Annotated in this window: 18 protein-coding genes; 10 read left to right on the top strand and 8 right to left on the bottom strand. The window is 49.4% G+C overall.

Going from position 1 to position 21,678, the window contains the following annotated elements; genetic code table 11:
- Positions 1 to 22 precede the first annotated feature (22 nt).
- Together Q1A69_RS09665 and Q1A69_RS09660 are read left to right on the top strand one after the other, a co-directional pair.
- Positions 23 to 700, top strand: a complete 678-nt coding sequence (locus tag Q1A69_RS09665) for a polysaccharide deacetylase family protein (protein WP_366525568.1) — start codon at positions 23 to 25, stop codon at positions 698 to 700.
- A gap of 92 nt (positions 701 to 792) precedes the next feature.
- Complete coding sequence (locus tag Q1A69_RS09660) at positions 793 to 960, top strand: DUF1328 domain-containing protein (RefSeq protein ID WP_299584602.1); 168 nt, start codon at positions 793 to 795, stop codon at positions 958 to 960.
- Between the two features lie 74 nt (positions 961 to 1,034).
- Here the strand turns inward: Q1A69_RS09660 and Q1A69_RS09655 are convergent, their stop codons facing one another.
- Positions 1,035 to 1,577 carry a carboxymuconolactone decarboxylase family protein gene (locus tag Q1A69_RS09655; RefSeq protein WP_299584599.1) on the bottom strand — a complete coding sequence of 181 codons (543 nt, stop codon included), beginning with the start codon at positions 1,575 to 1,577 and terminating at the stop codon, positions 1,035 to 1,037.
- Between the two features lie 85 nt (positions 1,578 to 1,662).
- On the opposite strand from Q1A69_RS09655, the gene dinB reads away from it, so the two are divergent.
- From dinB to Q1A69_RS09630, 5 genes are all read left to right on the top strand, one after another.
- The gene (gene dinB / locus Q1A69_RS09650) at positions 1,663 to 2,739 is read left to right on the top strand and encodes a DNA polymerase IV (RefSeq protein WP_299584596.1); all 1,077 of its coding nucleotides are present in this window, start codon (positions 1,663 to 1,665) and stop codon (positions 2,737 to 2,739) included.
- A gap of 375 nt (positions 2,740 to 3,114) precedes the next feature.
- Positions 3,115 to 3,642 (top strand): sigma factor-like helix-turn-helix DNA-binding protein, encoded by a 528-nt coding sequence (locus tag Q1A69_RS09645; RefSeq protein WP_299584593.1) that lies wholly within the window; start codon positions 3,115 to 3,117, stop codon positions 3,640 to 3,642.
- A gap of 13 nt (positions 3,643 to 3,655) precedes the next feature.
- On the top strand, positions 3,656 to 4,105 hold the full coding sequence (locus tag Q1A69_RS09640) for a hypothetical protein (RefSeq protein ID WP_299584590.1): 450 nt from the start codon (positions 3,656 to 3,658) through the stop codon (positions 4,103 to 4,105).
- A gap of 123 nt (positions 4,106 to 4,228) precedes the next feature.
- A complete protein-coding gene (locus tag Q1A69_RS09635; RefSeq protein ID WP_299584587.1) occupies positions 4,229 to 4,807 on the top strand; it encodes a hypothetical protein in 579 nt (192 codons plus the stop codon).
- Between the two features lie 139 nt (positions 4,808 to 4,946).
- Positions 4,947 to 5,705, top strand: a complete 759-nt coding sequence (locus Q1A69_RS09630) for an ABC transporter substrate-binding protein (RefSeq protein ID WP_299584584.1) — start codon at positions 4,947 to 4,949, stop codon at positions 5,703 to 5,705.
- Positions 5,706 to 5,864: 159 nt separating this feature from the next.
- Here Q1A69_RS09630 and Q1A69_RS09625 read toward each other — a convergent pair whose 3' ends face one another.
- The 5 genes from Q1A69_RS09625 to Q1A69_RS09605 form a co-directional block, all read right to left on the bottom strand.
- On the bottom strand, positions 5,865 to 6,554 hold the full coding sequence (locus tag Q1A69_RS09625) for an SDR family oxidoreductase (RefSeq protein ID WP_299584581.1): 690 nt from the start codon (positions 6,552 to 6,554) through the stop codon (positions 5,865 to 5,867).
- A gap of 88 nt (positions 6,555 to 6,642) precedes the next feature.
- Positions 6,643 to 7,419 (bottom strand): SDR family oxidoreductase, encoded by a 777-nt coding sequence (locus tag Q1A69_RS09620; protein ID WP_299584578.1) that lies wholly within the window; start codon positions 7,417 to 7,419, stop codon positions 6,643 to 6,645.
- 54 nt (positions 7,420 to 7,473) lie between these two features.
- Positions 7,474 to 8,529, bottom strand: coding sequence for a phosphotransferase (locus tag Q1A69_RS09615; protein WP_299584575.1), 1,056 nt, complete (start codon positions 8,527 to 8,529; stop codon positions 7,474 to 7,476).
- The gene (locus Q1A69_RS09610) at positions 8,522 to 9,754 is read right to left on the bottom strand and encodes an acyl-CoA dehydrogenase family protein (RefSeq protein ID WP_299584572.1); all 1,233 of its coding nucleotides are present in this window, start codon (positions 9,752 to 9,754) and stop codon (positions 8,522 to 8,524) included. Before Q1A69_RS09610 ends, Q1A69_RS09615 begins: the two co-directional genes overlap by 8 nt.
- Positions 9,755 to 9,783: 29 nt before the next feature.
- Positions 9,784 to 10,461: a histidine phosphatase family protein gene (locus tag Q1A69_RS09605; protein ID WP_299584569.1), complete on the bottom strand. Its 678-nt coding sequence runs from the start codon at positions 10,459 to 10,461 to the stop codon at positions 9,784 to 9,786.
- 111 nt (positions 10,462 to 10,572) lie between these two features.
- Here Q1A69_RS09605 and Q1A69_RS09600 point away from each other — a divergent pair, with 111 nt between their 5' ends.
- Together Q1A69_RS09600 and Q1A69_RS09595 are read left to right on the top strand one after the other, a co-directional pair.
- Positions 10,573 to 11,466 (top strand): LysR family transcriptional regulator, encoded by an 894-nt coding sequence (locus Q1A69_RS09600; RefSeq protein ID WP_299584566.1) that lies wholly within the window; start codon positions 10,573 to 10,575, stop codon positions 11,464 to 11,466.
- A 228-nt stretch (positions 11,467 to 11,694) separates the two neighbouring features.
- A complete protein-coding gene (locus Q1A69_RS09595; RefSeq protein ID WP_299584563.1) occupies positions 11,695 to 13,731 on the top strand; it encodes an NADPH-dependent 2,4-dienoyl-CoA reductase in 2,037 nt (678 codons plus the stop codon).
- Between the two features lie 159 nt (positions 13,732 to 13,890).
- Here Q1A69_RS09595 and Q1A69_RS09590 read toward each other — a convergent pair whose 3' ends face one another.
- The gene (locus Q1A69_RS09590; RefSeq protein WP_299584560.1) at positions 13,891 to 15,159 is read right to left on the bottom strand and encodes an MFS transporter; all 1,269 of its coding nucleotides are present in this window, start codon (positions 15,157 to 15,159) and stop codon (positions 13,891 to 13,893) included.
- A 575-nt stretch (positions 15,160 to 15,734) separates the two neighbouring features.
- On the opposite strand from Q1A69_RS09590, the gene Q1A69_RS09585 reads away from it, so the two are divergent.
- Positions 15,735 to 20,075, top strand: coding sequence for a CapA family protein (locus Q1A69_RS09585; protein WP_299584558.1), 4,341 nt, complete (start codon positions 15,735 to 15,737; stop codon positions 20,073 to 20,075).
- Positions 20,076 to 21,323: 1,248 nt separating this feature from the next.
- Here Q1A69_RS09585 and Q1A69_RS09580 read toward each other — a convergent pair.
- Entirely contained in the window at positions 21,324 to 21,599 is a 276-nt protein-coding gene (locus Q1A69_RS09580) for a hypothetical protein (protein WP_299584555.1), read from the bottom strand.
- Between the last annotated feature and the right edge of the window lie 79 nt (positions 21,600 to 21,678).

Genomic DNA, 21,678 nt, shown 5'->3' with positions numbered 1-21,678 from the left:
ATTTTGGCAACTAGTAAAGCTGATGCAGCAAATGAGAATAATAATAACTGCGATTTCGAATATATTTTTATGCTTTTCACTAACAGTCATTGCCCAACCCAGTGAAGGCAAACGGATTGCCCTGGCCTTTGGAGATGGGCCGGTGCCAGGTGTGACCGAGTTATTACTGAAACAGTTGGACACACTGCAAATCGATGCGACTTTTTTTCTGGTAGGCCAGGAAATGGAGCGCTTCCCCAAGCAAACCCGTGCCATTATCAATGCCGGTCACCAACTGGGAAATCATGGTTACTCTCACGTCAGCCTGGCAAACCTTCCACTTAGCAGCGCTAAAGCAGAAATTAAGAAAACCTGTAAATTGCTACAGCATCATGGCTACCGGGAGCGGCCGACGATCCTGCCGCCATTCGGAAATATCTCTAAAGAACTTGGCAACCTGCTGGCGGAACAGAAGTTCCAGGTAGCTCAGTGGGATTTAGAGCCGCGACGGCATGTAGATATGAGCAAACCTGAGGCCATAGCCGACTATATAGTCCAGAATGCCAAAGATGGCAGCGTGGTTATGTTACACCCCATGCATGAACACGGCGCGGAAGTGGTCACAGCCCTGCCCTTGATCAGTGTTCAATTAAAGGAACAGGGATTTCATTTTGTGCGCCTAGCGCAGATCATTGATGCTGACAGTAATGAAAGTTTGTAATTACCGCCTCAATACACTACCAATATAGCCGTAGGGAGTCGGGCCCTGAGCACAATCACCGGTTCCCGCTACATCATACGATGGAGACCACTATGTTGCGTTGGGCCGTTATCTTCCTGATTATTGCGCTGATTTCTGCCTTTTTTGGCTTCAGCGGTATTGCCACCACGGCGACAGGAATAGCCAAAATTCTCTTCTTTATCTTTATCGTGCTATTCGTATTAGCCCTGATCTTCGGCAGGGGTCGACCACCCAAGTAAAAATCTGGGGAAGTGACCCCGAAAGCTTTGAGGTCTGTAAAAATCCTATGAGTAACCCCGCCATTCCGTCGGGGTTACTTCTTATGAGGCAATCTGGTCGGCACCAGGCTCAAGACCTCTGCCAAATGATTAAACCCCATAACCAGCTCCATGACCCCCAGCGCTTCCAATAATTCATCATCCCCCGCACCCAGCTTACGCGCTTCAGCAATCAAGTGCTGACGGTGATCATCCGGGGATTTATTGGCATTGCGGGCCAGGTCGAATAGGGCATGCTCTTTGTCCGAGAAGTGCACTTTCTTTGGCTCCGTACGAATACGCATAATCTCATCGGGGGTAACCCCGAGCATTTGCAGCGAGGTGCTGTGGTGGTAGATACCATAGTCACAGTGATTATCGGCAGAGACGGCAAGACCGATAGCCTCTTTCAGTTGCGCCGAGAGGCAACCGTGCAGCATCAACGCCTTGAATTTATGCCAATTGGCCAATAGCAGCTCTTTATGGTGGGCGTAAATCCGAAATAAGCTGGGAATCCCGCCCAGTTCGTCCTGGATTTCTGCGAACACTCTGGAGGCTTCATCCGAATCAGGGGTCTCCACTAAGGGAATACTACTCATCATTCACCTACCTGTTTTCCAGCCGGGTTAGACCACTGGCATAAATAACTTCCTGGCACGATAAAACACTGTATATAATCACAGCATGCGGAAGATTATTCACTGTGATTGCGATTGCTTCTACGCCTCGGTCGAAATGCGTGACGATCCCAACCTACGTGGGCGCCCCCTCGCAGTGGGCGGCAGTAGCGATCGCCGCGGAGTGATCTCTACCTGCAATTATGAAGCGCGCCGCTATGGGGTACGCTCCGCCATGCCCACCGCCCAGGCCAAGAAACTCTGTCCTGACTTGATTGTAGTACCCGGTAACATGGCCAAGTACCGGGAAGTCAGCGGCCAGATTCGCGAGATATTCCTCGATTACTCTGATGATATTGAGCCCCTATCACTCGATGAGGCCTTCCTTGATGTTAGCGATAGTGGGCGCTGCCACGGCAGCGCCACACTAATAGCCGAGGAGATCCGCCAGAGAGTTAGGGAAACTCTGGGTATCACGATCTCTGCCGGAGTCGCCCCGAATAAGTTCCTGGCCAAGATAGCCAGTGATTGGCGCAAGCCTGATGGGCTCACCGTTATTACTCCCGATGAGGTCGACCAGTTCGTGTTGCGCTTGCCAGTCAATAAGATTCATGGAGTCGGGCGTGTCACCGCAGAGAAAATGCACCGTATTGGCATTCATACTTGTGCAGACTTAAGGCTGTATTCTCAGGTAGAACTGAGTCAATCATTTGGTAAATTTGGACACCGACTGTACGAATTGAGCCGCGGCATTGATGAGCGCCCGGTGACTGGGGATGGCTCCCGAAAAAGTGTCAGTGTGGAGCGCACGTTCAACAGAGATCTCCGTGCATTTGACGACTGGCTGGAAGAAATGACTAGCTTGTATGTGCGCCTACTTGAACGCCTGGAGAAACTCGGTGATCGCTACGAAGTAAATGGCGCCACTGTGAAAGTTAAGTATGCAGACTTTTCTCAAAGTACCCATGAACGCAACAGCCGCGCGGGACGGATTTCTGAGTTCCGGCAGCTTTTACAGGAGTGCTGGGATAAACGTGCGGCTCCCATTCGACTATTGGGTGTGGGGCTGCGATTAAAGGACCTCCGCGCCGAGCATGGGCCATTGCAGTTACCTCTCCCCCTGCCGGATTTACCTATCCACTGACACTACTTTTGGGCGCAGCACTTGAGCTGTATGCACCTCTGCCTGAAGAACAGTGATCTCACCAATAAATATGAATTCAGCCAAATAAATACATTTTGTGCCATTTTGACCGCTAAAAGAGGGATAGCGCGTCAAACGACCGTTCATCAAAATATGGCGTTACCCGTTACCCGATGTAAAACCTGGCAGGACTGGGCCATCTATACTTCGCAGGCCCAAAGAGTCTAGGTCGGCCCACGAATAACTTCGCTGGCCCGCTCTGAGGATAATAATTTTGCCGCTTAAACATACTACAATTTTTAGGATCAACGCCGCATAAATCCTGGCCAAACAACTTCTAGAGCCCGGATTATCGGCGTATGGAGGCACGACACCTTGTCTCGTAAAGCATTCCAACATTACTCCGATGAATCGCTTCTCGAACATTACCGAGAAACGCGCAGCCTGGCTGTTTTCAGGCCTCTTTACGCCCGTCACAAAGATGCTCTATACCGTTATTGTGTTCAAATGGCATCTACTTCTACGACACAACTGCTGCAGACCCTTTGGCAAAACGTATTGGAAGACCCTCCACAACTTCACGGCCGGCTATTTCGCAATTGGCTGTTTATTCAAGTCAACAAAGCTCTGCGGGAATACTCAAGTCCAACCGGTCAAACTTCGTCGCAAATGATGTCCGAACAAAATAAGGTTATCGCTGCCATACAAAAACTCCCGTTACTGCAACGCAATGTGTTGTTACTGCACATGGAATGCAAGCTTTCTCTTGCCACAGTCGCTGATATTGAAAAGATGTCTCTAAAAAAATGCCGAGAGTACTACCAGCTAGCAAGACAACAAGTAGAAACCTTGATTTACGGATCAGAAGCAAAACCCTGGCAAGTGGAGGCCATAAAAGAGTGATAGAGGTAGAAGCATGAGTAACTGGGAACACCAATACCGCGAAGAGGTGTCAGCTTTTACCTCCCCGCAACAGTTGGACAATGAAGTCCTGCTGCAAGCCAGTGGTTATCAGCCGAAAAAGGATATAGCGCGGATGTTGTCCGGAGCGTCCTTGAGCTGTGCATTAGTGACAGCACTTTTAATGTTGATTCACCCTGCACAGCACCTGGGCGCCAGAACCCCCGGTATGACATCGGGTAGTGAGCTTCAGTTAACGACCCAGGAGTTTTCTCAATGGCAACCCCCTCCACCGGAGCCTGAAGCGATCCCAGACCCATGGCAGCGTCTAAAGGATCAAGTCAGCGCTCAAAATTATGCTGCCCTCTGCCAGGAATGGCGATACCAGCAAAAAGCGACAGAGGAACAGGCATTGCCTCGCGAACTGCGCAAGGCTGCGCAGAAGCGCTGTCGCCTGCTGCCCTAGTGCCGAAATTCCATTGGTCTTTTTGTCGCTATTGTTTGAGATCCCACACCGCTTACAGAATCCCCTCTTAAGCTTGGCTAGAGGGCAGAATAAAGTATCCAAGGGTAATTCGGCAGTATCTTAATGACCCTAATCAACAATGGGATTCCCACTGCTCACCCAGACAGAGACCTGGTATCGAGAAAGACACTGGCCGTAGCCGGCATCTATGGCGCAGGGGGCCCAAATGCGGGAGACAATCAGGCGCTGCGCACCTGGGTCAACCAAATGGGCGGAGCCATGTTCAGCCCCGTTGCAAAGCGCCGGGTACGGCGCTACCTAATGCAGGGGGCCGCACAGGGAAAATTCCTTCTGCTTTTTGGTTATAGCCGGGGGGGAAACTCTGCAATCAAACTGGCGAATATTCTTGGGCGTATGGGTATTACCCTAAGCCACCTCGTAATTTTCGATGCACACAGTGTGTTCGACAATAGAACCTTTAGATTAAGATATGACAATGTCCGCCAGGCACATAATTTTTTCCAAAGAAACCCGAGGACGGCAGGGAAATATGGCTGGTGGGGGGCTAATCCCTATTGGGGATGCCCTCTACTCTCAAGTTATATCGAGGTGCAGCAAGTGGATTTTACGGGGGCCTATTTTAAAAATGGCATCCCGGTTTCCCATCTAAACATCGTTCGCCAATCCCTGGCATCACTTTAACCCGAGAAATGGTACGTTTGGGTATACTTAACACTCGGAAAAATACTAGGACCAATGACAACGATGGATCAATCGAATTGACCGATCCCAGTGCAATCCCTTCAGAATTTGGGCCATCTACATAGCAGATACCACCAATATGTCACTGAAAGTAATATCTTCTCTATCCTTATTCTTTCTTCTGCTTTGCTTTATTTTTCCCTGCCATTCAAAGGAGTTAAAAGTTGCCATATCTCACGATGCGCCACCCTATATAATTAATCATGCACAAAGTGGACTAGAAGTAGACATTATTCTTCAATCCCTCCCAGGCCACACCGTGTCTTTTTTACAAATGGGCTGGGCAGAAATTCAAGGCGCCATTGCACACGGTATTGCTGATGCCGAGACAAATGTTCTAGGTCAAAATGGCAAGATTTATTATTCCAACAACTATATTGGGTTTGTGAACTCTGCCATCAGCAAAAAAAAGGACAACATCAAAATCGAAAAAATCTCCGACCTGGCAGGACACCACATCATAGCCTGGCAGGGCGCCCACTCAGATCTGGGAACGCAGTTTGCAGCTCTATTCCACCCTGGAAAACCCCTCCACAAATACTATGTGGAAATCGGCGACTCAAGGAAACAGGTTCAGGAGTTCTGGCAGAGAGACAACTCTGTAGCCATTATTGATAGGGCTATTTTTTCTTATCTATCAAACAAACAAGGACACACGATGGATGAAGTCGATATCCACAGGATATTCGATCCAGTTTCAAAGTTTAAGATGGCATTTAAGGAAGAAGCCATAAGAGATGCGTTCAACCATGGCCTGTCCCGACTTTGCGAAACCGGCACTTATGTATCTCTGCTTAAAAAATATAAGGTCTCACAAGAGGCAAATATCTGCGAATAAAATTGTTAGATTCAAAGATTAAATGGTTCAACCAAAATCACAGAAAACCAGCCCGATTACCCCCCAACATTAGAGGTTTTTCGGGCTGAGATCGTCAACGAGGCAATCGTTAGATTATTCAGAACCCAATCACAAACCGGTATTATTAAACTTACGACATTAATAAGCCGATAATCCACCATCCACAGCCAACGCCTGCCCGGTCACATAGGTCATCTTAGGCGAGAGCAACATCAACATAGCAGCGACCACTTCTTCGGGATTTCCAAGGCGTTTCATCGGGCAACCTAGAGCAAGAAATTCTTGCACCTCTTCCGGACTGGCCCCGGGAGCTTCTACAGCAGTCACCATGGGAGTCAGACAGTAGAAAGGGCAGATCGCATTAACACGAATACCATACTTGGCATTTTCCATAGCTGCCGTTTTAGTCAATCCAATTACCCCGTGCTTGGCCGCCGCGTAGGAAGCTATTTTCGGCGCGCCGCCCAGGCCGGCCATGGAGGAGACATTCAGGACGACACCTCCGCGATCTTTCATCAGTGGCAGCTGATGTTTCAAACCCAAAAAAACCCCCTTCAGATTTACATTGTACTGATTGTCCATGATCGCTTCGTCCGTCTGCTTGAGAGACATCATCGGCGGGGCGATACCGGCGTTATTAATCGCCATACTTAAGCCACCAAATTCAGATTGGGCCAATTGCACCAGGGCAACGCAATCCGCCTCGCTAGAGACATCACAGCGCTGCGCTCGGACCTGGATACCATCACTGCCCAGCGCATCGGCGAGTTGCATCAACCCCTCTACATTGATATCCCCAAGCACCAACCGCGCTCCACGAGAACCCAATTCTTAGGCCAAAAGTTTGCCAAAACCACTGGCCGCGCCGGTAATCAATGCAACCTGATCACTGAAGTCCAATATTGGATCATGCATACTAAATCCCCCCGCAGGAAGTCATTCCACCATCCACCACGACACACTCGCCAGTGGTGTAACTGGAAGCATCGGAAACCAGATAGAGTACGGTACCCGCCATTTCTTCCGGCTCGGCATGACGGTGCATGGGGATATGGCCGATTGCTGTTTTATAAATATCCTCGTGAGTGAAAAGTGCCCCGGCAAACTTGGTTTTAGTCAGCCCCGGCAGCAGGGCATTAACGCGAATATTAAACTGGGCACACTCCTTGGCGAAAGCCTTGGTCATATTCACTACCGCCGCCTTGGTAATGGAATAAATTCCTTGGCCAACGCCGGGCTGCAGGGCATTCACTGAGGCGGTATTCACAATCACACCACCGCCCTGCTCTCGCATCAATTTTCCCGCTTCCACAGACATAAAGAAATAACCGCGAATATTTACTTCAACCGTTTTCTCAAATGCGGCGAGATCTGTATCGAGAACATGCCCAAAATAGGGGTTGGTGGCCGCGTTATTTACCAAAATATCCAGGCGACCAAAGCGCTCGCGTATATCAGCAAATATTTTCTGGATGTCCTCCATATTACCAATATGGCAAGGCATAGCTTCCGCTTTACCGCCGGCATCGACGATCGCATCGGCAACAGCCTGACAACCTTCCAGTTTCCGGCTGGAGACCAGTACGTGGGCGCCCTGCTCAGCCAGTAACTTCGCAATTGCCTCGCCAATGCCGCGGCTCGCACCCGTTACCAGGGCAATTTTACCTGTGAGATCAAAAAGATTTTTTATCATTTTTTATCCTTATTATTCTCTCTTGAGCGTAATATATTTTATTGAGCGGTGTTTCTAATCCGCTTCGGTAGCAATACACATTGCCGTTTGCGCCAGGGGTGCCACCAGAGCGCCGAGACTTGCCGCATTGCGGTTGGAGGCATTGCCCTCCTGTGCGCGCTTGGCCACCCCTTGAACGATCGCCGCCAGGCGGAAAAAGCTAAACGCCAGATAGAAGGGCCAGTGATCAATTCCCTCGATCCCCATACGCTGGCAATATTTCGCCACATAGGCCTGCTCGGAAGGGATACCCAGCGATGCAAGATCCAGCCCCAACAGACCAGACATTTTGTCGCTCCCAGCGGGCATCCGCATTTGCATACACTGATAGGCAAGGTCCGCAAACGGATGACCCAGTGTCGAGAGCTCCCAGTCCAGCAGGGCAATAATTTTAGGTTCTTCGGGGTGGAAAATCATATTGTCGAGGCGGTAATCGCCATGTACCAGGGCCACTCGATCATCGTCTTCGGGTAGCGTAGTGCCCAGCCATTCCATCAACTCCTCCATCGCCGCAATAGGCTGGGTCTCAGAAGCACGATATTGGCCCGTCCAGCGCTCGAGTTGCCGTTGGAAATAATTTCCGGGGCGGCCGTAATCGGATAGCCCCAGGGAATCGATGTCAAGACTATGTAGAGCGGCGAGTACCCGATTCATTTCATCGTACATGGCACTGCGCACAGGAGAGTCCACTTCAGGAATTGCCGCATTCCAGAAAATACGCCCCTCGCAATATTCCATCAGGTAAAACATCGAGCCGATCAAATCCCGGTCTTCACATAAATGAAAAACCTTGGGCACCGGTACAGCAGTACTGGCCAAAACTGACATAACACGGTACTCACGATCCACGGCGTGCGCAGATTTAAGCAGTTTTCCCGGTGGCTGCCGACGCAGCACATAAGTATTCGAAGGCGTTTCCAACTTAAACGTTGGGTTCGATTGGCCACCGGAAAACTTACTTATTTTTAGCGGCCCGGAAAAACCTTCAACCTTTGCACTGAGATACCTCTGCAGCTTTTCCAGAGGTAAAGCCTCCACCGAACTACGCGATGCCTTGACGGTTTCAGACATGCTCCTCTCCCTGTGCTGTCTCCGCAGCGTAACGAGCCGCCAGATTGCGCCCCAACTGCATCATATGCACCTGATCGGGACCATCCGCCAAACGGATAGTGCGTGCATAAGCGTAGTGATGAGCCAGGCTATAGTCCTGGCTTAACCCCGCCGCGCCATGAATCTGGATCGCACGGTCAATCACGTTGCAGGCCATTTGCGGCGCAACAATTTTGATCATCGCAATCAGGTCTTTGGCCGCTTTATTGCCAAACCGATCCATTTGTGCGGCGGCTTTTAAAGTTAGTAAACGCGCCTGTTCAATTTCACAGGCGGACTTGGCAATATCCTCACGTACAGAACCCTGCTTACTCATTGGGCGCCCAAAGACAACACGGGTTTCCGCACGGCTCGCCATTGTTTCCAGCGCGCGCTGAGCCTGACCAATTAACCGCATACAGTGATGGATTCTGCCCGGACCCAAACGCCCCTGAGCAATTTCAAAACCGCGCCCCTCTCCAAGGATCAAGTTTGAGGTTGGCACCCGCACATTCTCAAAAATAACTTCGGCATGCCCCTCCGGGGCATCGTCGTAGCCAAATACCTGCATGGGCCGAATTATTTTCACCCCGGCAGTATCCGTGGGGACCAGGATTTGCGACTGTTGGCAATGACGATCATGATTGCTGGGATCGGTCTTGCCCATCACAATCATGACTTTGCAGCGCTTGTTCATCAGACCACTGATATAAAACTTGTGACCATTAATGACATAGTTATCGCCATCGCGCACGATGGAGGTTTCAATATTCGTGGCATCGGAGGAAGCCACCTTGGGCTCGGTCATAGCAAATGCCGAGCGAATGCGGCCTTCTAGCAGTGGCCGCAGCCAAGCTTCGCGCTGTGCTTGTGATCCGTACTGAGCCAACACTTCCATATTGCCGGTATCCGGCGCGCTGCAATTAAAAATTTCGGAAGCGAACAGAACCTTGCCCATCTCTTCCGCCAATGGCGCATATTCCAGGTTGGTAAGGCCGGCACCATAACGTGAATCGGGCAAGAACAAATTCCAAAGTTCTGCTTCACGGGCCTTTTCTTTTAAGCCCTCCATAATGGGGGGCTCACCCCAGCGGTCTTCCTGCAGCTGCTGCAGATAGATACTCTCAGCGGGAATGACATGTGCCCGCATAAAATCTTTGAGTCGCTGCAGCAGGCCCTGCACCTTTTCTGAATATTCAAACTCCATGTTTTTCCACCCCGGATTAAGCTGTAGGTTTAACTGTAGGTAACAGATGTATGGCGCTCATCCCTCTCCAGATGAGGCACATGATTGAAGCTATTCAGGCTGAGGCCCCGCCCAGCACTAGAGAAAAAACGACTGGTGCCGGTATTCTGGATTTGCATATTGAGTTTGATTACCGATTCGGGAGGGCCACCCAATACTTGCCGCACCATCATGGCAATAACACCACCAGAGCTGACCACCAGAGTTTTGCTGCCCTTGGGGCTGTCACCGATGAAATCTAGAACTTCACGAATGCGGTCTTCGAATTCCCGCCAACTCTCTGCCGGTGCGATTTCCCCTAATGACCAGGCCAGCATTCCCTGCATTAAAAAGCGGTAAAAATCGGCACGGGGAGCCGTGGCACCAGGCGCGGCGGTGGGATTTCTCTCGCTGTAGAGACGCGCCACTTCAAGAAAATCGAACTCATCCAGTTGCGGAATTACCGTCAAGCGATTCCCTATATCAATACCAAGACCTTCTCCAATGCCCTCGGTGGTCTGCCGGTGCCGGCGCAGGTTACCGCAAAGAATTCGGTCGAATTGCTGTCCGGTCTGGCGCCAGTAATCCCCCAACCAACGCGACTGCTGCCAGCCGACGTCAGAGAGATTATCGTAGTCATCAGCGCCGAAGGACGCCTGCCCATGGCGCACCACAATGGATTCACCCACAGCGCACTCCTCTTTTTTTATAGTTCCCCCAACCCTAGCCCTCACGATTGAATCATCAAAGTTTATTGTGCGAATATGCAATCATTCACATAGGTTATGACTGAGATATCTATGCAGCTGCAAAAAATGGATATGAATCTGTTTATGGTTCTGGAGGCCATTTACAACGCGCGCAATCTCACCCGGGCCGCCGAACAACTGCATATCACCCAACCGGCGGTAAGCAACGCCCTGGCACGTCTGCGTCGCACTCTGGATGACCCGCTATTTATTCGCGGTCCTTCCGGAATGACCCCCACCCCCCTGACGGAATCCATTATGCCCAGGGTGCAACAGGCCCTTTCCCTGCTGGGTACCAGCCTGAACGAATACCGACAATTCAAACCCGCCCTGGCGCGCAAGACATTGCGCCTGTCCATGAACGATATGGCAGAAACCCTGTTACTACCGCGCCTGCTGGAGCGCCTGGAAAAAGAAGCGCCCGGAGTGACAGTAGAGTCATTTCATGTACCCAGGGACCAGTTGACCAGGGAATTGGCAGCCAATACTTTGGATTTTGCCCTGGATATCCCCCTGGTTACCGCACCCCAGCTGCAACAGCAGCGGCTACACCAGGACCGCTACCTCTGCATGTTGCGCAACGAGCATCCCCTGGCCAGTGAATCGAGCCTGACCCTGGAGCAATACCTGCAACTGGAACACATTCACGTCTCCAGCAGGCGCACTGGCCCCGGCCTGGCAGATATTGCGCTGAATAAGCTCGGCCGGCGGCGCAATATCAAGTTGCGTGTACAGCACTATCGGGTAGCGCCCTTAGTAGTCTTGCGCACCGACTTGGCCTTAACGGTGCCGGCCAGTCTGGCCGGTCAGTATTCGGCGCGATTATTCGAGTTGCCCTTTCAAATCCCACTGATGGACTGGCATCTGCTGTGGCACAAAAACCAACACGATGACCCCGCGAACCACTGGCTGCGGGAGCAGCTCCTGGCGGTACTCGCGGCATAAATAAACAGCGCAGAAAGTCCTTTAAAAACAGGCAGTTCCGCCAAATGAGAATGGGACGCAAGTAGGTTAATAAACCCTCGGGAAATGATCACTGAATTCGACCGGAAAGGTCACTGTTTCACGCCAGGGGCTCTTGTTATCCTGGCGGGTAACGATATGCAACTCTTTGCATATTAGCTCTTTGCAGATAAAGACGAACCCTAAAGGTTACAAAAAGAGAATTTTGCCATGTCCCAAGCCTACCCTAATATGCTTGCCCCCCTGGATCTGGGCTTCACCACCCTGAAAAACCGGGTGCTGATGGGCTCCATGCACACCAACCTGGAAGAACACCCCGGTGGCTTTACCCGTTTGGCGGCCTTTTATGCCGAGCGCGCCCGCGGTGGCGTTGGCCTGATTGTAACCGGTGGCATAGCACCCAACGAAGAGAGCGGCGTATTCAAGGGTGCTTCAAAAATGAACACCCCGGAAGAAGCCCAGCAACACCGGGAAGTCACCGAAGCCGTTCACGCCGAAGGCGGCAAGATCTGTATGCAGATTCTGCACACCGGTCGCTACGCCTACAATGAAAACCTGATCGCACCCTCCCCCATTCAGGCCCCGATTAACCCCTTCACACCTCGTGAACTGACCAGCGAGGAAATCGAAGGCCAGATCGACGACTACGTTCGCTGCGCCACCCTGGCCCGCGAGGCCGGCTACGACGGCGTGGAAATCATGGGCTCCGAGGGCTATTTCATTAACCAGTTCATCGTGAAGCGCACCAACAAACGCACCGATGCATGGGGCGGCAGCTTCGAAAACCGCATTCGTCTGCCGATTGAAGTCGTACGCCGTGTGCGCGAGGCTGTTGGCGAAGACTTTATTATTATTTATCGCCTGTCCATGCTGGATCTGGTGGAAGACGGCAGTGATTTTGAGGAAGTCGTCGCCCTCGGCCAGGCAATCGAAAAAGCCGGCGCCACTATTATTAATACCGGCATCGGCTGGCATGAGGCACGCGTTCCCACTATTGCCACCAATGTTCCCCGCGCGGCATTTACCGATATTACCGCGAAGGTGAAAAAACACCTGTCCATCCCGGTAGTGGCGAGCAATCGTATCAATGTGCCGGAAGTGGCCGAGGACATACTTTCCTCCGGTCAGGCCGACATGATCTCTATGGCGCGTCCGTTCCTCGCGGATTCCGACTTCGTCAACAAGGCCGCAGAGGATCGCGCCGATGAAATCAACACCTGTATCGGCTGTAACCAGGCCTGCCTGGACCACACCTTCCAGCTGAAGCTCACTTCCTGTCTGGTAAACCCGCGCGCTTGTCACGAGACCGAGCTGAACTACCTGCCCACCGACAACGTGAAGAAAGTTGCCGTGATCGGCGCCGGTCCCGCCGGTTTGGCCGCATCCACCGTCGCCGCCGAGCGCGGACACCAAGTAACCCTGTTTGAAGGCAGCAACAAGGTCGGCGGCCAGTTCAATATCGCCAAGCAGATCCCCGGCAAAGCGGAATTTCAGGAAACCCTGCGCTACTTCAAGCGCCGACTGGAAGTAACCGGTGTTGAAGTCAAACTCGAAACCATCGCGACCGCAGAAAACCTGCAAGCTTTTGATGAAGTCATTATTGCCACCGGTATCGAGCCGCGCACCCCGCCGATTCCAGGTATCGAAAGCGATAAAGTGATGGGTTATCTGGACGTTCTCAAACACAAGAAACCCGTGGGTGAAAAAGTCGCGATTATCGGCGCCGGTGGTATCGGCTTCGATGTGGCGGAATATCTGACCCACGACGGCCCGCACTCCAACGAAGAGGTCGTGGTCGCCAGTGACAAGGAGGAGTTCTTCAGCGAATGGGGTGTGGATATTGAGCTGGAGCAACGCTCCGGCCTGAAGCCCCGCGAAGCCGTGAGCACTCCGCGCCAGGTTTACCTGCTGCAGCGTAAAACCACCAAAGTGGGCGCCGGGCTGGGTAAAACGACGGGTTGGATTCACCGTGGCAGCCTGCAACACCGCAACGTAGAGATGATTGCCGGTGCTCTTTACGAAAAAATTGACGATAAAGGACTGCACGTTCGTGTAGGTGAAGAAGAGCGGCTGCTGGAAGTGGATAACATCATTGTCTGCGCTGGCCAGGAGCCTGCACGCAAATTGTATGAAGCGCTGCAGGAGCGCGGTGTAAAGACCCACCTGATTGGTGGTGCTGACGAAGCCGCAGAGCTCGACGCTAAACGTGCAATTGACCAAGGCTCACGTCTCGCCGCAGAGATCTAAAAAATCCCCTGACAATACTCTTGTTAGAGGATCTTATTTGGGTCGGCTAGAACGGGAAGCTTCAGCTTACAGCTCGCTAAGCTTCCCGTTTTTTTTTCCCATAGACCCTTTTCATTTTATACATTCGTATAACATCACTGCATTCGTCAATTTTAACCATTAAGTAACTTTGGCATCTCTCTCCGGTGCAAACGCCTCGCCCTTTAAATCGGGCCACTGCGGGCGGGATAGGTAAGCCGTAGTACGATAAAGAACGAATACCACCCCACAAAGTACCAGCAGGCACCAGTAGAGCACTGGCCCATCCCAGGACTCCAGAATCAAGCCACCCGCCAGGGGTGCCAGGGCCCACCCCAATGCATAGAAGGAAGAGGCGCCAAAATAAGTACCTCGCAAATGCTCAGGCGCCAGGCGGTCAATCTGCACGCTCATGGTAGGAAAGAGAATCGCCTCCGCCAGGCTGAGGACAAAAGTCGCTCCCATCCAACCCCAAAACCAGTACATCGGATTTAGGGCAAACCACACTTGTGCGGCGGCCAATATTACCAGCCCAATCATAATTCGCTCTCTAATCTCCAGTTTACGCATTAACTGCATTAGCGGAAATTGCAACAGTACAATGGTTATTGCATTGACAAAGATCATGCTGGAAATTAATTCAATCAGTCGCGGCGCCCCTGATCGAGTCAGATACTGCACCAAGCTGGAGTCCATATGGGCATAGATAAACATCGTAAGGATATTGGCGACAATCACTACCATAAACACATGGTCCTTGCGCAATACCGACAAGGTATTACTCAGGGCCACAGTGCCATCTTCCCTAGCCTTTACCCGCAGACCCGCCTCTGTTTTCGCAAAACCCCAAACAAAGGCCAGTGCCAATAGCAGATAACTGAGCGAGGTTAAGCCAAAGGTAGACTGCTGCGCACTGAGCCCCGCCCAAACACCGACAATAGGCCCCAGTGCCGCCCCCGCATTAATCAGAAAATAGCGTAATTGTAGGGCCAACTCGCGGTTTGCCTGGTTATCGATCACATCACCAATCAACGCACTAGCCGGCGGCTCCCAAACCGCTCGACCAATGGAACAGAGCGTCATTGCCAGAATAAATCCCGGTAATGTTTGGCTTATTGCTAACAGCGCAAAAGAAAACAAGTTAATCGCCGAACCCAGCAACAGGATGTTGCGGCGACCATAGCGGTCTGACAAAGCGCCCACAAAGAAACCCAGAAGGGCCGCGCCAATTGCCGATGCGCTGAGAATCAGCCCAATCTCCGCGGTGCCCAACTCAAATTTTTTAAATAAAAGAATGGCCAGAAAAGGCCAAACCATAAAGTAGGTGCCACGGCTAAAAAAACTGCCAATTAAAACGATCCAGACCAGAGGAGGAAAACTCCTGAGCCTCTGCCACCAACGCCATCTCATCTTCCATTACTCCACAACTTTCTCTTCCTTGTTCTCAAACGGCCAATAAGGCTATTTGAACTCTGCGCCAGACAATGAAAACGCTGCAATCTCCAGGGAGGATCTATCCCACGCACAATCCCAAAGTAAGTGCGCCACTTTAATCGCCGATAGGATAATCAACCGGGAAGACCAACATTAAATGGATTGGTTAACCATGTTCAGACAAAAAACCCGAAAGGATCGCCTTTCGGGTTTTTGGGACTGGCAGACCTTTAGCCTACAAAATCACTCAACCTGGGACTAACCCCTCAATAGCGCCCTGGGATTTACTGAGAGAATCTTTGAGAGTTTGCGCGTCTTTCATTCGTCAATGCAGTATTTCCAATACTATCCAAGTGGATAAGTTTTGAAAACCCAATTGCACTTTTTCATTGATAGTTTTATTAAAAAAATTTCACACTCTGTATTTTATCCTTTGCCAGCAGGATCCGTACGCAAGTCTATACTCCAGCAGGAAAGTCCTCCTGTAGTTATCAAAAAAATAAATACTGAAAATTCTGCCAACTTAGACACCCAGAGAGAACCACAGCGACATGTCCCTATCCAGCATGCTTAAGCGGGCACGCCCTCTGGTAGAGCGGGCTTTAAGCACTATATGCCCGCCATATACGCTTTTTTTTTCCATTAGTGATGCCAAACAACGCGCTACTGTGCGACACACTAACTCTGCGGATTTCCCCAAAGCCTGGCAGGCTCTCTCTGTCAGTGCGTACGAGGCCGCTCAGCGCTCTAAAATCGAGCCCTGCTGGTTACGGGTAGACTGGGTCACCAGCAAAAGTGCCACGACCCTCGCCGGGTTTCATGAAATACTTGCCAACACCAAACGAGGTTACTTCCGCTACGGTTTAGCGCTTGATTTAGATTGTAAAATTGCATTTCTGGAGCAAGAGCTTAACGGCAACGCCATGCTCGACGGTGGTAATCGTATAGACCATGCCATCCTCAACGAAAAGAACTTTACATCTTATAGCCAAATCCGATTTGGCCCCCAAGTAAAGCTGGATTTTCCCGAAGACAAAAATATTGTAATCCTCTCCACAGAGGGTATTTTCTGTGAAAATGCGCAGGATCCTATTCACCTTTACCCGTCGGGTCTGGATGCAGGTCGTCGGGCGATTAAAGAAAGCGATAGCACACAGATAACCAGGCTAATACTAAGCAGCAGTCGTTATCTGGCTAAGCAGGTTAAATCCAATGGCCGTTTTCAATATGGCTGGCATAGCTGCTTTGACCGGGAAATTGAAACTTACAATAACCTTCATCACGCCAGTAGCACCTACTCCATGATAGAGGCCTGGGAAGTCAGTAAAGACCCCGATCTACTCAAAGCTATTCAGCAAACACTGAAATACCTAGCGAAAAAATCAATCAAGATCGCAACACTCGAATCCGGTGAAACTGCTGCATTTTTAGTGGAGTCAAGTAACGAAATCAAACTTGGCAGCAATGCAATGAGCCTATTGGCTTTGGTTAAGTATTCAGAGGTTGTGCAGAGCAGAACTTATACAGAACTCACAGAGCAGCTAGGCAGAGGCATAGAGTATATGCAAAACCCGGATAGCGGACAATTTTGCCATGTACTCGAATACCCATCGCTCAACAAGAAAGTGCAACGCCGTATCCTCTGCCACGACGGTGAGGCCGCTTTCGCGCTTATACGCCTTTATGGCTGGAACAAAAATCCGCGCTGGTTAGCAATAGTCGAAACAGCTTTCGAGTACTTTATTGTGTCCGAGCACTGGCGTGCCCACGACTATTGGCTCAGCCACTCTGTGAACGAACTCACTATCTATCGCCCAGAAGAAAAATATTATCAGTTTGGTATTCGAAATTTTGCAAACCACCTAAATTTTGTGGAAAGAAACATCGTTACATTTCCCACACTACTCCAATTAATGATGGCCGCGGAGAAACTCATCTCGAAAATCCATTCGCAAGGGAAATTCCAGTATCTACTGGATCAAATTGATCTTGAGCACTTCTATCGTGCTCTGCATAAGCGGGCCAACTACCTTTTTAATGGTTATTTCTGGCCAGAATTTGCCATGTTCTTCAAAAATCCGGCAAAGATTCTGGGAAGTTTTTTTATTCGGCACCTCGCTTTTAGAATTCGTATAGATGACGTCGAACACTACCTTTCAGGATTGATCGCTTACAGGGAATATCTAGTCACAAACAAGGCGAAAGGGCAACAGATTGTATTGAAACTACCCTACCACGTGGATGAAGATCCTGGCGATAAAACCGTAACCTCCAAAGATTTGCAGATTAAATCGGTTCTCGCTTGGGGTGGCGGTGTTAATCTTGGTCGCCGACAACATTACCGCACAGCACAACTGGGAATAAAAAAGGTCTTGGGAGAAATCCCAGCGCTAAATAATGCCGACCTCAGTGTTGTCAACCTGGAGTGTGTAGTTGCAACAGATGGCGAGCAAGGAATCCCAAAGGGGGAAGCATCACCCAGTTATTACCGCGCTAGACCAGAGATGTTATCTGTACTTTTTAACGCCGGTGTCGATATCGTTACCACCGCCAATAATCATTGTGGTGATTATGGAGCAACCGCTCTGCTGGAGCAGGAGTTTTGGCTTAACACGACAGGAATCGGCTATACAGGTTCTGGGGAAACCTTTGAAGAAGCACTTACTCCCATTATCCGACCTGCCGGAAACATCAATGTGGCTATCTTTTCCCTAGATGCCAGCCAACCTCGCTTTGCTGCCGGCCCCACCAATGCCGGGTGTGCGTACCTTCCCCTGTCGATACCGGATCTCTGGATCGATACACTGAAACCCCGAATTGCAGCGGCACGAAAGAAAGCTCATGTCATATTGGTAGCTGTACACTGGGAAGCCAACCGGGAACTCTATCCCAGTTCTAAGCAGATCGCCGTTGCTCACCGAATCATTGAGGCCGGCGCTGATGGCGTTCTCGGCTCAAGCACCCACAATCTACAAGGCATAGAAATTTACCGCGAGCGACCCATAATTCACGATGCTGGAGACCTGCTTTTCGATGCCGTGCGCAACAGCCTGGCAGACAGTGGTATTTTTCGTTTACAACTCAGTACAAGCGGGATTGAACAAATCACCTTTGTGCCCGTTGGAGTAGGATTCGGCTTTAGCCGGCAACTAAGTGGCAGAGTCGCTGGAGAACTCAGTGAAAAATTTTCCAATATCTGCTTATCTTTGGGGACAAGGCTTCATTTACACAGGGATGGTAGCGCTACGCTAAGGCTCACACCTCCTGAACGCACAACAGAAAAACTTCCCACTTTAAGTCCAACAACCCACCAACAAGATAGGATACTGGCTAAACGTCCGCCAAAGCCACAGTGGCAGGTAGCAAGTGTGCCCGCCGATGCTCGTATCGCACCACTAAAAATTGGCCCCCTTGTGTTACTGGGTGTTCGATTTTATCCTCGAGAACTCAAATCTCGTCAGACACTGTGGGTCGAGTCTTTCTGGTCTGCTGAAAATAAAGTTCATGAAGATTTTAGATTGGATTTTCAAGCAATACCGGACACTCCGACTTCGATGCCAACTTGGGGGAGGTTCATGGATCATGATCCCTGTGACTGGCAGCTACCTACTAGTGAATGGAATCCTGGCATTATCTATCGTGACCTCTATGGGCTCAGAGCCCCCGCTAGTCAGGACCTCATTGAAACCGATCTACAATTGCACATTGGCCTAATCTCCAACCAAACCCAAATCAAGCCAATTCCAGTTATAGGAATGATAACTCGGCAGGATTTTTCGACGTATAAAAAACGCCAAAATCGTAGGATTCCAGAATACAGAACAGTATTCCCTTCCAGCATTTATCATCATCCGCCGGGACAAACCTGGAATGCGACACAACTAACAGATATTACTGGTGGTACTTGGCTTGTACCACCACCCAATAATTGGTTTGTCCGCAATGTGATTTCTGATAGTCGTTTTATAGAGCAATCGTCAGGGCCGATTCTCTTTGCAGCCCATACAAACCTGGATCGCTCCCATCATGAACGGAGCGAAAATGTTTCGGCAAAATTTTGGGATTCCCATAAAGAGGTACCTACCTTTGCCCACCAACTTGCTGGCGTAATAGTCTCCCGCCCTGTCGAAGGACTCCCAAAAAATCTGCCTGTATTGAAGGTTGATGACCCCATCAAAGCCATTATGGAGTTAGGTTTCGCAGCTAGAGAGCGTTTTGACGGTGAAGTAATCGCTATAACCGGTACAGCGGGGAAATCCGCTACATTAAAGATGATAGGCGAAATGCTTGACCCCAGGGAAAAAGTACTCACCAGTCCTAAAAATTACAATTCTCGTGTTAACGCCACTTCTATATTAGCCAACCTTAACAAGGATCATGAAATTGCTATCATTGAAATCGCGCAAAGTGCTCTCCGTATAAAATCGAACCCCATTACACACCGTATAAAACCAACAATCTCTCTGATTACCGATATCGACATTTCTCAGACCAGTCAAATGGAAAAAAGTATCGAAGATACGGCCAAGTGTAAGTCTCGCATTTATAATGGACTGTCGGGATCTGCCATTGCCATTGTGGGAGAACACCTTCACTGCTTTGATTATGTTTTAAAAGAGGCAAAAAAGTATGCTAGAAGGGTCATCCGCTTTGGTGAAAGCCCACAAGCTGAAATTCGTATAACCAAAATACATACGGATGAATTTGGGAGTCAAGTTTCATTAAAATTGTCAAATCGGAAAATAATGATAAGGATACCAGCACCAAGTATCAGCATGTTACACAATGCGGTTTCTGCAATTGCTGTAGTCTATGCACTGAATGGAAATATAGATGAAGCGGCTAGGCGCTTGGGAGAAATCAGTCTGAATCAGGCCACCTACAACACCTAACTCATCCTAAAATAACAATCAATCAATACTAGAAATGAGCACTAGAAAATCACAGCTAGGTCATTACCAAAGAAACTCACCGTTTAGACTATAAGCTAAAAGAAAATATGACCTTAAAGCTATTGCCATCCAGTCCATTCGAATACCCAATAAAGCTTATTTCTAAAATTTCATGAGTGCTGCTACCCCAGCATCGCATGGCCTCGAAGTGAGCTGTAAAGTCCTTACATTCGCTAAAGCATCTTCACCTGCTGGATAAACAGTTCCGATAAACCACTCCCGTTTTGGTAACTAGAAAATACTCAGTGAGTGAGCTTTCCCTTTCGTATCATTGAGCACACCTTCCCTCTCTGATTTAAGAGTGCTTGCCAAGTATGGCTGACAGGCCATGCCGATCAGAATGATGTATATGTTCTTTTGTTAGCGCACGTAAATTGATGGCTGTCTCAATAAACGCATCACCTGTGCGATTTCCATCAGGCGGTCCAAACTCGATCCGACAAGCCGGCACGAGTAGAGGTCGATACGCACCGCCAGGTATAACCGGCATTGTAAATTCCAAATGTACTAAATATCGGCAGTCCAAACTTGGCTTTAGCAGCCAGTAAAAAATTCCATTTTAAAACATTTCCTCGGACTGGCAACTGAAGCTTACAGTTAATCCTCAGGCTGAAATATTTTTCGCATATTACAACCAAACAAAGATTTTCATTGTTTTGAGAGCTCGACATCATCCAACATTAAGGTCTTCTACATACAGAAAACTCATCAACTGAAAACCACCAAGGCCTTGTCAGGATTACGCAAATAAAACCTTAAAATATTAATACTCAACCCTCCGCAGAGCCATTACTGCGGCAGAACCAATCGTAATAATTACTTTTTCTGAATGCATTAACCAGTAGAATACTATGATAGAAAACCTGTATTCCTAAATATTAATTAATCTATAGCTTACTTCACTTCTTTTCCAAACAAGGCGCCAACCTTTTTTAGGATTTCCTTCTCCATCCTCAGCTGTTTAACTCCTCGCCGAAACTGAACTAACTCGGTGTACTCACCGAAATTTAGTCGAACACCACTTCTTTCTTGAGCTCAACCTCGAAACACAGACGTTTACTTTCTACCTCAGATTTTATCTCGCTTAGCAGCTTTATCATCTAAGCTAAATTTTCGAAAGTATTAAACCACCACACTAAGATCCTCAAACGCTCATGGTTATTTGATAATTCTCCACCCTAGCGGAAGCTACCATCTTTCTGATGACAGCATTTCTGTATACCAAATCTTTGGAGCTGCAAGTACCCCCGCTTGTTTTCGGACCTCTTTCATTTCCGCATTATTGACATATTTTATCGCATCCTCTTTTAATAAAAACTCATGCACCACAGTCAAACTCTGATGATTGTCAATCTCCCGATAAATAGAAGTAACGGTTACCCCCATTTCTTTTAGTCTAGGCTTGAACTTTATAAAAACCTTATGCCACATATCAAAATCTTTGACGTTACCGTTTATAAACAACTTGCATTCAACTCTGAAGTGCATCACCCTTTAGGTTGCTGCCTCAGCCGTATATTCTCCCAATATCTGACTAGGACTT

The organism is uncultured Microbulbifer sp. (genome assembly GCF_947498635.1).
Classification (GTDB): Bacteria; Pseudomonadota; Gammaproteobacteria; order Pseudomonadales; family Cellvibrionaceae; genus Microbulbifer; species Microbulbifer echini.
The sequence above is the reverse complement of the archived record's forward strand: the minus strand, read 5'-3'. Positions and strand labels throughout refer to the sequence as shown.